Source organism: Geodermatophilus sp. SYSU D00698 (assembly GCF_054050335.1).
The window spans coordinates 16,015-29,443 of sequence record NZ_JBJGZD010000008.1; the positions used below are offsets into that span (position 1 = coordinate 16,015).

Annotated in this window: 13 protein-coding genes; 10 read left to right on the forward strand and 3 right to left on the reverse strand. The window is 77.3% G+C overall.

Annotated features, from left to right (window positions below):
- Nucleotides 1–41: 41 nt before the first annotated feature.
- Nucleotides 42–1,217 carry a DUF222 domain-containing protein gene (locus tag ACI8AB_RS09465; protein WP_456949925.1) on the reverse strand — a complete coding sequence of 392 codons (1,176 nt, stop codon included), beginning with the start codon at nucleotides 1,215–1,217 and terminating at the stop codon, nucleotides 42–44.
- A gap of 249 nt (nucleotides 1,218–1,466) precedes the next feature.
- On the opposite strand from ACI8AB_RS09465, the gene ACI8AB_RS09470 reads away from it, so the two are divergent.
- Genes ACI8AB_RS09470 through ACI8AB_RS09495 form a run of 6 tightly spaced genes read left to right on the forward strand, consistent with a single transcriptional unit; the run spans nucleotide 1,467 to nucleotide 6,813 of the window.
- A complete protein-coding gene (locus tag ACI8AB_RS09470) occupies nucleotides 1,467–2,375 on the forward strand; it encodes an aldose epimerase family protein (protein WP_456949926.1) in 909 nt (302 codons plus the stop codon).
- A gap of 7 nt (nucleotides 2,376–2,382) precedes the next feature.
- Complete coding sequence (locus ACI8AB_RS09475; RefSeq protein WP_456949927.1) at nucleotides 2,383–3,087, forward strand: MOSC domain-containing protein; 705 nt, start codon at nucleotides 2,383–2,385, stop codon at nucleotides 3,085–3,087.
- Nucleotides 3,088–3,103: 16 nt separating this feature from the next.
- Nucleotides 3,104–3,319 carry an RNA-binding S4 domain-containing protein gene (locus tag ACI8AB_RS09480; protein ID WP_387988671.1) on the forward strand — a complete coding sequence of 72 codons (216 nt, stop codon included), beginning with the start codon at nucleotides 3,104–3,106 and terminating at the stop codon, nucleotides 3,317–3,319.
- On the forward strand, nucleotides 3,316–4,812 hold the full coding sequence (locus ACI8AB_RS09485; protein ID WP_456949928.1) for an RNB domain-containing ribonuclease: 1,497 nt from the start codon (nucleotides 3,316–3,318) through the stop codon (nucleotides 4,810–4,812). Before ACI8AB_RS09480 ends, ACI8AB_RS09485 begins: the two co-directional genes overlap by 4 nt.
- Nucleotides 4,809–6,005 carry a pyridoxal phosphate-dependent aminotransferase gene (locus ACI8AB_RS09490; protein WP_387988673.1) on the forward strand — a complete coding sequence of 399 codons (1,197 nt, stop codon included), beginning with the start codon at nucleotides 4,809–4,811 and terminating at the stop codon, nucleotides 6,003–6,005. Before ACI8AB_RS09485 ends, ACI8AB_RS09490 begins: the two co-directional genes overlap by 4 nt.
- Nucleotides 6,006–6,027: 22 nt before the next feature.
- Nucleotides 6,028–6,813, forward strand: coding sequence for a nitrilase-related carbon-nitrogen hydrolase (locus tag ACI8AB_RS09495; protein WP_456949929.1), 786 nt, complete (start codon nucleotides 6,028–6,030; stop codon nucleotides 6,811–6,813).
- Here ACI8AB_RS09495 and ACI8AB_RS09500 read toward each other — a convergent pair.
- The gene (locus ACI8AB_RS09500) at nucleotides 6,810–7,802 is read right to left on the reverse strand and encodes a PRC and DUF2382 domain-containing protein (protein WP_456949930.1); all 993 of its coding nucleotides are present in this window, start codon (nucleotides 7,800–7,802) and stop codon (nucleotides 6,810–6,812) included. The two genes, ACI8AB_RS09495 and ACI8AB_RS09500, sit on opposite strands and share 4 nt — an antisense overlap.
- 126 nt (nucleotides 7,803–7,928) lie before the next feature.
- Between ACI8AB_RS09500 and ACI8AB_RS09505 the strand changes: the two genes are divergently transcribed.
- From ACI8AB_RS09505 to ACI8AB_RS09520, 4 genes are all read left to right on the forward strand, one after another.
- On the forward strand, nucleotides 7,929–9,533 hold the full coding sequence (locus ACI8AB_RS09505) for a CYTH and CHAD domain-containing protein (RefSeq protein ID WP_456949931.1): 1,605 nt from the start codon (nucleotides 7,929–7,931) through the stop codon (nucleotides 9,531–9,533).
- Nucleotides 9,534–9,764: 231 nt separating this feature from the next.
- The gene (locus ACI8AB_RS09510; RefSeq protein WP_456949932.1) at nucleotides 9,765–10,907 is read left to right on the forward strand and encodes a metallophosphoesterase; all 1,143 of its coding nucleotides are present in this window, start codon (nucleotides 9,765–9,767) and stop codon (nucleotides 10,905–10,907) included.
- Nucleotides 10,908–10,986: 79 nt separating this feature from the next.
- Nucleotides 10,987–11,727, forward strand: coding sequence for a GntR family transcriptional regulator (locus tag ACI8AB_RS09515; RefSeq protein WP_456949933.1), 741 nt, complete (start codon nucleotides 10,987–10,989; stop codon nucleotides 11,725–11,727).
- Nucleotides 11,728–11,792: 65 nt separating this feature from the next.
- A complete protein-coding gene (locus ACI8AB_RS09520) occupies nucleotides 11,793–12,125 on the forward strand; it encodes a hypothetical protein (protein ID WP_456949934.1) in 333 nt (110 codons plus the stop codon).
- Between the two features lie 8 nt (nucleotides 12,126–12,133).
- On the opposite strand, the gene ACI8AB_RS09525 is transcribed toward ACI8AB_RS09520, so the two are convergent.
- Nucleotides 12,134–13,267 carry a hypothetical protein gene (locus ACI8AB_RS09525; protein WP_456949935.1) on the reverse strand — a complete coding sequence of 378 codons (1,134 nt, stop codon included), beginning with the start codon at nucleotides 13,265–13,267 and terminating at the stop codon, nucleotides 12,134–12,136.
- Nucleotides 13,268–13,429: the final 162 nt, after the last annotated feature.

The window sequence follows — 13,429 nt, forward strand, 5'->3', positions numbered from 1 at the left end:
CCGCTGGGGGAGCGGGCGGCCGTGCGCGCGTGTGGGCGCGGTCAGGCGGCGGGGGCGAGCAGCGGCGCCGGGGTGGTGATCGCAGTGCCGTCGGGCCGGTGGGTGCGCCATCGGCCGTCCGGTTGTCGTTCCACCCGGAAGCCGTGGTGGACCTTGGTGTGGTGGCGCTCGCACAGCAGCGCCGAGTTGTCGAGGCTGGTGTCGCCGCCGTCGATCCAGTGGACCAGGTGGTGGACGTCGCACCACCACGTCGGCGCGCCGCAGCCGGCGAACACGCACCCCCCGTCGCGCAGCTCGGCGGCGCGGCGGATGTGGCGGCTGGCCAGCCGCTGCTCCCGGCCGAGGTCCAGTGGTGCGCCGTCGGGGCCGAACACCACCCGGGACACCGCGCCGTCGCAGGCCAGCCAGCGGGCGCGGGCGGCGGAGATGGTGGCGCCGAAGCCCATCCGCCCGGCGTTCGGCCCGCCGGCCGGATCGACCAGGTCCTCCACGTCGATGACGACGGCGATCTGCGGCTTGTGCCCGCGCAGCGTCGGCAGATTGCCGGCGGCCAGGGCGTTGTCGGCGAGCTGCACCAGCGCGTCGCCGAGGCGTTGGGCGCGGCTGCGCCCGTCGCCGGCGGGGCGGTCGGCCTGCACGTGCGCCTCCAGCGCGGTCTGCAGCCTCTCGCCGCCCACGGCGTCCAGGTGCCCGCGGATGGTGAGGGAGCCGTCGGCGTGCCGGGACAGCATCAGCGACCGGCCCTCGGTGGGGTCGGGCTCCGGCCCGTCCGGGTCGAGGGCGTCGAGGTAGCGCTGCACCACCTGGACGAGGTCGGCGTGCGGCTGCTCGACCGCCACCCCGGTGAGCACCGTGTCGATCACCGCCAGGTCCACCCCGGCGGCTGCGGCGGCGGTGAGGCGTTCGGGTGTCACCGCCCGTGTCGCGACGGCGACCTGCTCGGCGGACACGAGACCGGCGTCGTGCGCCTCGGCGAGGGCGGGCAGGTGCTCCAGCGCCCGCCCGGTGCGCACCAGCCGGGAGGCCTCGGCGGCCGACAGCCGGCAGTGCCCGCGCAGCCAGGAGGCCATCGACCTCAGCCCGTCCCGCTCGGGTGCCTGCTCGAGTTCGGCGGCCCGGACCCGACGGGCGAGGCGGGCGTCGATCCGGTTGCGCTCGGCGACCAGCGCGGCGACGTCGTCGAGGACGTCACCGCTCCCTGGCTCACCCGAACGCATGATCGAAGAATAGTCGATCAGAGACCCCGGCGCGACGTGAATCCGCAGGTCAGAGCCGTGTCCACAGATCCCGGGAGGACCTCGACAGGCGGGGGAAGCGGGGACATGAGCAGCCTCGGCCGGCGACCTGGCCGGGCCGCGGCACCGTCGAGCTGGCCCACGAGGCGGACGGCGTCGTCCTCCCGCTCGATCACGGGCTGGGCCCGCGCGGCGCCGGTGTGGTGGGGTGAGCCGGTGAGCGTGCCGCCGATGACCGCCTGGCCGCAGACCGAGCCGGCGGAGGTGGAGCTCGTCCGCGGGGACGCCCGCCTCGCCGTCGACCTGCGCGGTGGCGGGCTGCGCGCCCTGACCGCCGGCGGCTGGGACGTCCTCGACGGCTATCCCGCGGGCACGGTGCCCGCCGGGCGGCGCGGCGGCGTCCTGCTGCCGTGGCCGAACCGGCTGCGCGACGGGCGGTGGACGTGGGAGGGGCAGCGGCTCCAGCTCGACGTCGCGGCGCCCGGCAAGCCCGCCGCGCACGGCCTGGTCACCTGGCAGCGGTGGGAGGTGCTGGCCCGCCACTCCGACGCGGTCACCGTCGGCACCGTCGTCGAGGCCCGCCCCGGGTACCCGTTCCGCCTCGCGGCCGCCGTCGACCACCTCCTCGGCGAGGACCGGCTCACCGTCACCGTCCGGGTCCGCAACGCCGGGGACCGGCCCGCGCCGTTCGGCGCCGGCATGCACCCCTACCTGTCGGTCGGGGCGGACGCCGACGGCGGCATCGGTGACGCCGAGCTCACCGTCCCCGCGCGAACCGCCCTCGACCTCGACGGCGGCCTGCCCACCGGCACCCGCCGGCCCTTCGACGGCGCCGTCGGCCGGATCGGCGACCGCGCCCTCGACGACGCCGTCACCGACCTCGACCGCGACGACGACGGGTGGGCGCGGGTCCGGCTGCGCGGCGCCGCCGGCGCGCTCGAGCTCGCCGTCGACCGGTCCTGGCCGTGGCTGCAGGTCTACAGCGGCGACACGCTGCCCGAGGGCCAGCGGCGGCGCAGCCTCGCCGTCGAGCCGATGACGTGCCCGCCGAACGCGCTGGCCGACGACGCCGACCTCGTCGTCCTCGACCCGGGGGAGACCTGGTCGGGCACGTGGACCCTCACCTGGACAGCGGCCTGACGTGCGGGTGCAGGAGCTCTGGCGCTATCCGGTGAAGTCGCTGCAGGGCGAGCGGCTCGACGCCGTCGACGTCGGCCCCGAGGGGCTGGCCGGGGACCGCCGGTGGGCGCTGTTCGACCGGTCCACCGGCTTCGGCCTCACCGCCCGCCGCATCCCCGACCTGCTGTTCGCCTCGGGCCGGCTGCGGGCCGACGGCGGCGTCGAGGTGGTCCTGCCCGACGGCACGGTCACCGGCGACGACGCCGTCCTCTCCGCCTGGCTCGGGAAGCCGGTGGCGCTGCGCGCGGCGGAGGCCGTCCGCGGTCCGCGGCAGTACGAGGACCCGGTCGACGACGAGGACGGCGGGCCGTGGGACGCCTGGGAGGGCGCGTCCGGCGCCTTCCACGACAGCTCGCGGATCCGCGTCTCCCTGGTCTCCACCGGCACGCTCGGCACCTGGGACCGGCGGCGGTTCCGCGCCAACGTGCTGCTCGACGGCGCGGGCGAGGACGACCTGGTCGGGTCGACGGTGCGGCTGGGCACCGCGGTGCTCGACGTGCTCAAGCCGGTCAGCCGCTGCGTCATGGTGACCCGGCCGCAGCCGGGCGGCATCGGCCGCGACACCGGCGTCCTCAAGACCGTGCACCGCGAGCGCGGCGGCACGCTGGCGGTCGGCGCGCTGGTGCCGGTGGCGGGCCGGGTGGCCGTCGGTGACGCGCTCGTCCCCGCCTGAGGGCACGATCGACGTCGTGCGCACCGTCGAACTGCGTCCCGGTGAGGACTCCATCCGCCTCGGTCAGCTGCTCAAGCTCGTCGACGCCGTGCCGACCGGCGCGCAGGTCAAGGACGTGCTGGTCACCGGTGCGGTGCGGGTGAACGGCGAGCCCGAGGAGCGCCGCGGCCGGCAGGTGCGCCGGGGCGACGTCGTCTCGATCGAGGGCGCCGAGGACGTGCGCGTCGCGTGAACCCCGACGCGGGTTCCACGTGGAACGACGACGCACCTCCGGCTGCCGGGTTCCCCGCGACCAGGGACCGGTTCCCCCTCGCCCTGCCCCGGTGGCCGGAGGCCGCGCCCGCCGGGCCGGACTTCGCCGCGATCCGCGCGGAGCACGACGTCCCCGAGTCCTTCCCGGCCGACGTGCTCGCCGAGGCCGAGCGGGTCGCGGCGGCCCTCCCGCTGCCGGACGAGGACGCCACCGCCCTCCCGCTGGTGACCGTAGACCCGCCGGGCAGCCGCGACCTCGACCAGGCGGTGCACCTGGCGCGGGAGGACGGCGGCTACGTCGTGCGCTACGCGATCGCCGACGTCGGCTCGGTGGTGCCCCCCGGCAGCGCGCTCGACGCCGAGGCGCGGCGCCGCGGCCAGACCCTCTACAGCCCCGACCGGCGCACCCCGCTGCACCCGCCGGTGCTCAGCGAGGGCGCGGCCAGCCTCCTGCCGGGGCAGGACCGCCCCGCCGCACTGTGGACGGTCCGGCTCGACGCCGACGGCGAGGTGCGTGGCGTCGACCTGCGGCGGGCCCGCGTCCGCAGCCGCGCGCAGCTGGCCTACCCCGGCGTCCAGGCGCAGGCCGACGCCGGCACCCTCCCCGACCCGATCGCGCTGCTGCCCGAGGTCGGCCGGCTGCTCGAGCGGCGCGCGGCCGACCGCGGGGCCGTCGAGCTCGGCACCCCGGAGCAGCAGGTGGTGCGCGGTCCCGACGGCGGCTGGACGCTGGTCGCCCGCGCGGACCTGCCGGTCGAGGGCTGGAACGCGCAGGTCTCGCTGCTCACCGGCCGGGTCGCGGCCCGGCTCATGCTCGACGGCGGCGTGGGCGTGCTGCGCACCCTGCCGCCCGCCCGGCCGGAGGACGTCGAGCGCCTGCGCCGGCTGGCCCCCGCGCTCGGCGTGCGGTGGCCGGACGGCGCCGGGCCGGGGGAGGTCCTCGCCGGGCTCCACGTCGCCGACCCCCGGCACGCGGCCTTCCTCGAGGAGGCGGCCGCCCTGCTGCGCGGCGCGGCCTACACGCCCTTCGACGGCGCCCCGCCCGGGCAGACCGGCCACGCCGGCGTCGGCGCCCCGTACGCGCACGTCACCGCCCCGCTGCGCCGGCTGGTCGACCGGTTCGCCACCGAGGTCTGCCTCGCGCTGGCCGCCGGCCGCGAGCCCGACCCCGCGGTGCGCGCCGCCCTGCCGGAGCTGCCCGGCCTCATGGCCGCCTCCGACCGGCGCACCCGGGCGGTCGAGCGGGCCGCCGTCGACGCCACCGAGGCCTGGCTGCTCGCCGGCCGCGAGGGCGCGCTGTTCGACGCCGTCGTGGTCGACGCCGACGGCGACCGCGGCACCGTGGTCCTCGCCGAGCCCGCGATCCGGGCCCGCTGCACCGGCACCGGCCCCGCCGCCGGCTCCCGGGTGCGGGTGCGGCTCACCGAGGCCGACGTCGCCCGCCGCTCGGTCCGCTTCGAGGTGGCCGCATGAGCCGCGAGCCGTACCTCGCCGACCGGCTGCAGGGCTTCGGGACGACGGTGTTCGCCGAGATGAGCGCGCTCGCCGTCGCCACCGGGTCGATCAACCTCGGCCAGGGCTTCCCCGACACCCCCGGCCCCGCGGAGGTCCTCGACGTCGCCCGCGCCGCCATCGGCACCATGGCCGACCAGTACCCGCCCGGCCCCGGCACCCCGGAGCTGCGGACGGCGATCGCCGCGCACGTGCGGCGCTTCCGCGGGCTCGCCTTCGACCCCGACACCGAGGTGCTGGTCACCGCCGGCGCCACGGAGGCCCTCACCGCCGCCATGCTGGCGCTGGTCGAGCCCGGCGACGAGGTGGTCCTGTTCGAGCCGGTCTACGACAGCTACGCCGCGGCGGTGGCCATGGCCGGCGGCGTGCTGCGCCCGGTGCCGCTGAGCCCGCCGCCGGCCGACACCGAGGGCGGCGTCTGGACGTTCGACCCCGCCGACCTGCGCGCCGCCGTCACCCCGCGGGCGAGGCTGCTGCTGCTCAACACCCCGCACAACCCCACCGGCAAGGTGTTCAGCCGGGCGGAGCTGGACCTGGTCGCCGAGGTGGTCCTCGAGGCGGGCCTGCTGCTGGTCACCGACGAGGTCTACGAGCACCTGGTGTTCGACGGCGCCGAGCACGTCCCCGCGGCGACCCTCCCGGGGCTGCGCGAGCGGACGCTGGTGGTCGGCAGCGGCGGCAAGACGTTCAGCACGACCGGCTGGAAGGTGGGCTGGGCCTGCGGGCCGGCGCCGCTGGTGGCCGCCGTCCGCACCGCCAAGCAGTTCCTGACCTACGTCAACGCCGGGCCCTTCCAGCCCGCGGTCGCCGCCGGGCTCGCGCTGCCCGACGCCTACTTCACCGGCATCGCCCGCGACCTGCAGCGCCGCCGCGACGTCCTGGTCGCCGGGTTGCGCGCCGCGGGCCTGCCCACGATCAGCCCGCAGGCCACCTACTTCGCGATGGTCGACGTCCGCGGCGTGCAGCCCGACGGCGACGGCCTGGCCTTCTGCCGCGCCCTGCCGGAGCGGGCGGGGGTGGTGGCGGTGCCCGCCGGCGTCTTCTGGACGGCGGGCCACGCCGACCTCGGCCGCCACCTCGTGCGGTTCGCCTTCTGCAAGCGCGACGAGGTCCTCGACGAGGCGGTTGCGCGCCTGACGAGGATGTCCGCATGAGGTCCGGCCGGGGAGGCGCAGCGTGAGGTTCGGGATCGTCCAGCACGACATCGTGTGGGAGGACCGGGAGGCCAACTACGCCCGGCTGGCGCCGCAGGTCGCCCGCGCGGCGGCCGCCGGGGCGGAGTTCGTGCTGCTCGGCGAGACGTTCTCCACCGGCTTCTCGATGACGCCGGGCATCGGCGAGCCCGAGGACGGGCCGTCGGCGTCCTTCCTGCGCGCGCAGGCCGCCGAGCACGGCGTCTGGGTGGCCGGCACCTGCCCGGAGGTCGCCCCGGGCGCGGACCTCCCCTACAACTCGTTCGTCCTGGCCGGTCCCGACGGCACGGTGCACCGCTACCGCAAGCTGCACCCGTTCACCCATGGCGGCGAGGCCGAGCGCTACCGCGCCGGCGACGGCCCGGTGACGGTGACCGTCGGCGACCTGCGGATCACGCCGTTCGTCTGCTACGACCTGCGCTTCGCGGACGTGTTCTGGGCCGCCGCCGAGACCACCGACGTCTACCTCGTGACGGCGAACTGGCCCTCGGCCCGCCGGCACCACTGGACGACGCTGCTGCAGGCGCGCGCCATCGAGAACCAGGCCTACGTGGTCGCCTGCAACCGGGTGGGCACCGGCGGCGACGGCCTGCACCACGCCGGGGACAGCCGGGTCGTGGACCCGATGGGCGAGGTGCTGGCCGCCGCCGCGGGTGGCGAGACCCTCGTGCTGGCCGACGTCGACCCCGCCGAGGTCACCGCCACCCGCAAGCGGTTCGCCTTCCTCGCCGACCGTGGGAGGACCCCGCTGCCCCCGGCCGCCGGCTAGCTCGCGGCGGGCCCCTGCAGCGGGGCCGTCCCGGCACGTCCCGGCTGCGGCGAGCGCGTCTGGTCGACGACGATCTGCTCCCGCCGCACCTGCTCGCTGACCCGCTCCTGGCCCTGCACCACCTCGGTGGTCAGCCGGACCCGCTCGACCGGCACGACCTCGACCGACACCACCGGCCGCTCGGCGTGCAGCACGATCTCCCCGGGCAGGCCCCCGGTGCCGGCCGACGGCGCGCCGGCGACGGGCGCCGTCCCGTCGGCGGGCTGCAGCGACTCGCCGGGGAGGTCGGGGGCGTCGAGGGGCACGTGCTCGACGCGGATCTCCTCGCGCCGGATCGGCACGGTCACCTGCACCTCCTCGGTGACCACGTACTTGACCAGCCGCACCCGCGTGGCCGCCACCTGCTCGGTGCCCACGCGCAGCTGCTCCTCGCTGCGGGTCATCGCGCCGTCGGTGGGCGGCGCGGCGTGCCGGGCGGCGGGCTCCGCCGGCGCGGGCGGGGCGGCCTGCTCGGTGGTGGTCCGCGTCGCGGTGGCCGGCGGGGGGACCGGCCGGGTGGGGGTGTCCGCGACCGTCCCGCCGGGAGCCGGCACGTCGGTCGCGGGCCCGGCCCCCACGGGGGCCGGGCCGGTCCCCGACGGCGCCCCGGGCTGCCCGGCCGCGACGCCGGGCGCCGCGCCCGCCGTCAGCCCGTAGTGCTGCCGCAGCGCGGCCTCCTCCTCCGGGCCGAGGTGGTCGCCGCCCAGGTGCGGGGCGGACCGGACGGCGTCCTTGTGCACGGGCACGCTCAGCACGCCGTCGTCGAAGGTCGCCTGGGTGGCCGGGACGATCGAGTGCCGGGTGCCGAACAGGCCGGTGCTCACGGCCACCCAGGTGGGCGCGCCGGTGCGGTCGTCGACGAAGAAGCTCTCGACGGTGCCGATCTTCTCGCCGTCGGGGCCCTGCACCGTGCTCCCGATCGCCGCGGACAGGTCTCGCTCGCTCAACACGGTGCTCGCCTCCTCCGTCGACACCCCGGCTGGCGTCGTTTCCGCGGGGGAGTGCCCGCACGGGTGTGTTCCGACACCCGCCTGCGCCTACGGTCGGGTGCGACGGGAATCCAGGAGGAGGACGACGTGGGCAGCGGACAGCTCGAGGTCGAGCGCAAGTTCGAGACGGGGCCGGACGTCGTCCTGCCCGACCTGACGACCGTGGACGGCGTCGCGGCGATGGGCGACCCGGTCACCCACGACCTGGACGCCACCTACTTCGACACCCCGGACCTGCGGCTGGCCCGCGCGCGGGTCACGCTGCGCCGGCGGACCGGCGGCACCGACGCCGGCTGGCACCTCAAGCTGCCCACCGCCGTCGCGGGCTCCCGCCGGGAGGTGCACGCCCCGCTGGGCACCCGCCGCACGGTCGTGCCGCGGGCGGTGACCGAGCCGGTGACCGCCGTCCTCCGCGGCGCCAGGCCCGGACCGGTCGCCACCCTGCAGACGACGCGGCAGGTCACGCACCTGCTCGCCGACGACGGCCGCGTGCTCGCCGAGGTCGCCGCCGACACCGTCACCGGCACGGCGCTCGCCCCCGACCCCGAGAGCCCGGCGACCGTCACGACCTGGCGCGAGCTGGAGGTGGAGCTGGTCGAGGGCGACCAGGCGCTGCTCGACGGCGTCACCGCGGCGCTCGGCGCGGCGGGCATCGAGCCCTCCGACCTGCCGTCCAAGCTCTCCCGCGTGCTGGCCGACCGGCTCGCGGCGCTCGCCCCGCCGCGTCCGCCGGCCGCCGCGGAGGACGGGAACGGCGGCAGGAAGGGGAAGAAGAAGCGGCAGCAGGGCGGGCCGACGGCGGCCGAGGTGGTGCTCGGCGCGCTGCGGACCCAGGTCGAGGCGCTGCAGACCGCCGACATCGGCGTCCGCACCGGCGACCCCGAGGGCGTGCACGACCTGCGCGTGGCCTGCCGCCGGCTGCGCAGCATCCTGGCCGCGTTCCGGCCGGTGCTCGACCGCACCGCCACCGACCCGGTCCGCGACGAGCTGCAGTGGATCGGCGCCGCGCTCTCCGGCGCCCGCGACGGCGAGGTGGCCCTCGAGCACCTCAGGTCCGTGGTCGCGGCGCAGCCGGTCGAGCTGGTCCGCGGCCCGGTGGCCGCCCGGCTGCGGTCCACCGAGGTGGCCGACGTCGAGCGGGGCCGCAAGGCGGCGGTCCGGGCGCTGTCGGACCGGCGGCACCTGGCGCTGCTCGACGCGCTCGACGCGCTGCTCGCCGACCCGCCGCTCCTCGAGGCGGCCGGTGAGTCCGCGCACGCCGTCCTCGCCGACGCGGTCAAGCGCACCGGCAAGCGGATGCAGGCCCGCACCGCCGAGGCGCGCGAACGCGAGGCGGAGGACCCGGGCGCGCACGAGGACGAGACCGAGCACGCCCTCCACGAGGTGCGCAAGGCGGCCAAGCGGGTCCGCTACACCGCCGAGGTCGCCGCGCCGGTGCTCGGGGCGCCGGCCGAGGCCCTGGTCGCCTGCATGAAGGAGGTGCAGGACGTGCTCGGCGAGGCCCAGGACACCGTCGTCGCCCGGCAGTGGTGCCTGCGGCTGGCAGCGGCCGCCGTCGGGGCGGGGGAGGACACCTTCACCTACGGCCGGCTGCACGCGCTGGAGGAGCTGCGCGCCGAGCACGCCGACCAGCGGTTCTGGGCACTCGAGCCCACCCTGCGCGCCGCGGTGAAGGCGGCCGCGAGGGCCTGACCGCGCGTACCGGCGGCCCGGGACGGGAACGTCCCGGGCCGCCCGCACGTCTCCTGCCGTGGTGTCTCCCGCACAGCCGAAGCGAGGTCCGTCCTGTCCCTGATCGGTCTGCTCGGCTTCGGGACGGTCGTCCTCGTCGCCCTGCTCCTCCTGCACGGCTACCTCTGGTGGCGCCTGGTCAGGAGCACCACCCGGCCCGGCCGGGCGAGGCGGCGGCTCACCGCCCTGACCGTGGTGCTCGCCCTGCTGCCCGCCACCGCGGTGCTGCTGCGCCGCACGCTCCCCCTGGACGCCGCCGCCCCGCTGGACTGGGTCGCCTACACCTGGCTCGGCGTCGCCTTCTACGCGTTCCTCGCGCTGCTCGTCCTCGAGCCGGTCCGCCTGGTGCTGCGCCACTGGACCCGCCGGCCCGCCACCGCCACCGCCCCCGCCGCCGTCCCGGCCACGCCGGCACCGGTGCCCGCCGTCGGCCCCGACCCGGAGCGGGGCCCGGAGCCGGAGTCGCGGCCGGAGGACCGCGCGGTCGTCGCGGATCCCTCCCGCCGGCTGTTCCTCGCGCGCTCGCTCGCCGTCACCGCCGGTGCGGTGGCGCTGGGCACCGCCGGCACGGGCGTGTACCTCGCCAACTCCGCGCCCGTCGTCCGCCGGGTGCCGGTCACCCTGCCGCGGCTGGACCCGGCGCTCGACGGCCTGCGGATCGTCACCTTCTCCGACGGCCACCTGTCGGCCACCTACGGCGGACGGCGCTTCGAGCGGCTGGTCGAGATCGTCAACTCCCAGCGGCCCGACGTCGTGGCGATCGTCGGCGACCTGGTCGACAGCGAGGTCGACGAGCTGCGCGAGGAGGTCGCGCCGCTGGCCGACCTGGTCAGCGAGCAGGGCGTGTACTTCGTCACCGGCAACCACGAGTACTTCGTCGACACCGCGGCCTGGCTGCGGCACCTCCCCACCCTCGGCGTCGAGGTGCTGCGCAACGAGCGGGTGCCGATCACCCGCGGCGGCGCGTCGTTCGACCTGGCCGGCATCGACGACCGCACCGCGGCCCGCTCCGGCGTCCCCGGGCACGGCGCGGACCTCGACGCCGCCCTCGACGGCCGGGACGACGCGACGCCGGTCGTGCTGCTCGCCCACCAGCCGTACATGGTCGACCAGGCGCGGGCCGCCGGCGTGGACCTGCAGCTGTCCGGGCACACGCACGGCGGGCAGCTGTGGCCCTTCGACTACGCCATCCGCCTCGACCAGCCCGCGGTCGAGGGCTGGTCCCGGCACGGCGACACGCAGCTGTACGTCACCACCGGCGCCGGCTACTGGGGACCGCCCATGCGGATCGGTGCGCGGCCCGAGGTGACCGTGGTCGAACTCCGGGCACCGTAGAGGTGGACGTCACCCGAGCGAGAGACGTCTCATACGACATGACGTCCTCAGACGTCTTCTCCCGCATAGTCTGGCGTCCGTGACAGCGGCGACGGCGGGACCGAAGTACCTCTCGGTCCGTGAGCACCTGCGGCGCCGGGTCGCCGCGATGCCCGAGGGGGCCCTGCTGCCCCCGGAGCCCACGCTGTGCTCGGAGTACGGCGTCAGCCGGATCACCCTGCGCCGCGCCGTCGACGGGCTGGTCGCCGACGGGCACCTCGTGCGCGAGCAGGGCCGGGGCACCTACGTCACCCGCCCGGCGATCCGGCACGAGTACCGCGAGAGCTTCGTCCACCGCATCGCCGGCTGGAGCTCGGTGATGGCCGAGCAGGGCGCCCAGGTGGGGACGACGGTGCTCACCCAGCGGGTCGTGCCCGCGCCGTCGCCGGTGGCCGCCGAGCTCGCCCTCGACGTCGCCGAGGACGTCGTCGAGCTGGAGCGGCTGCGCAGCGTCGACGGCGCGCCCAACCACGTGGCGCACAGCTTCCTGCCCGCCGCGCTCTACCCGCGGGCCGCGGAGGAGGACTTCAGCGAGGGATCGCTGTACGACTTCCTGCGCCGCGAGTACGGCGCCGACCTCGCGCACGCCCGCATCGTCGTCGACGTCGGCACCGCCGCCCCGGACGAGGCCGACCTGCTGCGGATCGCCGCCGGCTCGCCGCTGCTGGTCGTCCGCACCACGGTGCGCGACAGCGCCGGGCACCCGCTGGTGCACAGCTTCTCCCGGCTGCGGCCGGACGTGAGCCAGGTCGAGTTCGAGGTGTCGGTCACCGGCCGCTGACCGGGCGGACGGCGGGCCGCCGAACCCGCTCGACCCGGGAACGGGCCCGCTGGGATGCTCCCGGCGTGCCGCTCGACGTCGCAGGTGCGCTGCGCGACCGGTTCCTGGCGACCGCGGAGGCGGTCGCGCGGGAACGGCCCGAGGTGGACGCCGGGACGGCCCGCGAGGTGTTCCTCGAGGCGGCGACCCTCCTCCACGACGGCCTCGTCCTCGACGACCTGGACGAGCACGACGCCCTCGCCGTCGTCGCCGGGCTGTCGCTCGCCCTCGTCGCCGACGATCCCGGCGCCGCGGTGCGCGCGCGTTCCCGGGCCGCGGCGGAGGACCCGGGGGACCTGCACGACCCGGGGGCGGTGTCCGCGGCCTACCTGCTGGCCGCGGCGACCCTGCAGCTCTGAGGGCGCCGTCAGCGGCCGCTGAGCGCGGCCGGCCGGTGCTGCAGGTCGAGCACCATCCGCACGAACCCGGCGCGCTCGACGGCGTGCGCGAGCAGGTCGTCGCCGACCGGTGCGCCCAGGTGGTCCAGCGGCAGGCTGGTGCACGGGTACCGGATGAGGGCCGCGGCGACCGCGGCCCGGTACAGCCGGTCGGCCGGCACCTCGAGCCCCTCGGCGGCCAGCCCCGCGGCGTAGGCGGCCACGGCGACGTCGAGCAGCGCGGGCACCTCACCGGCGGGCGCGGTGCCGGCCTCGGCCCGGCCGAAGACGAGCGGGACGACGTCGAACCCGGCCGGCGCCGGTGTGGCCGTCCCCCAGTCCAGCAGCACGAACGTGCCCGGCTCGTCCGGGGGGCGCAGCAGGTTCGCGGGCGTGGCGTCCCCGTGGGCGGGCAGCTCCGGCACACAGCCGAGCTCGTCCCAGAGCGCGGGCACCCGGCCGGCCAGCTCGCCGAGGTCCGGGCGGAGCGCGGCGACCTCGGGCGCCCGCATCGCCGGGTGGGCCCAGGTGTCGTCGGCGGCCAGCAGCGGCAGCGCGTAGCGGCCCAGCCGGTTGGCGACGTAGTTGCCGAGGAAGGTGTCGCAGGGCACCGGGACCCGTGGCTCCTCCCGCCGGCGCGCCGCCATGCGGCCGAGCGCGGTGGCCGCCGCCCGGATGTCGCCGGCGGTCCAGGGCCGCTCGGTCGTGGCCACGTCCTCCAGCCACAGCGTGACCCGGTCACCGGGACCCTCCGCCGCCAGCACCAGCCCGGGCACCCGCAGCCCCGGCGGCAGCCGGTCCCGGACGCCGGAGGTGTAGACGTCCGCCTCCGTGCGCCACGGGATCTGCGAGTCGATGTACTCGCGGACCGGCGGGGGGATCTCCGGGGGCAGGCCCTCGCGCGCCCGCTGCAGCTCCTTGACGACCAGCGGGAGCCGTACCGGACCGGTGGCGTCCCGTGCGGTGACCGCCACCCGGGTGAGCGCGCGGGTGGTCGGCGCGGAGATGCGGTGCGGGACCGGCGTGGTGGTGACGGCGTCGACGGTCAGCCCGGGACGGCCGGTCCAGCGGCGCAGGGCGGGGAGCAGCTCGGCGACGGTCGTCCCGCCGGGCAGTGCGCTCACCGGGGGGCCGCCGTCCCGGGGGACGGGGGATCGGGCTGCACCGGGGCGGGCCGGAGGGGGAGGTGCGGGCGCAGGGGGCGGAAGAGCGCCAGGCACGGAGGGGTCGTCATCACGGGCTCCCGTGGGAGGATGGTCAAGCCGCTTGTCTGACGGTGCATGGAT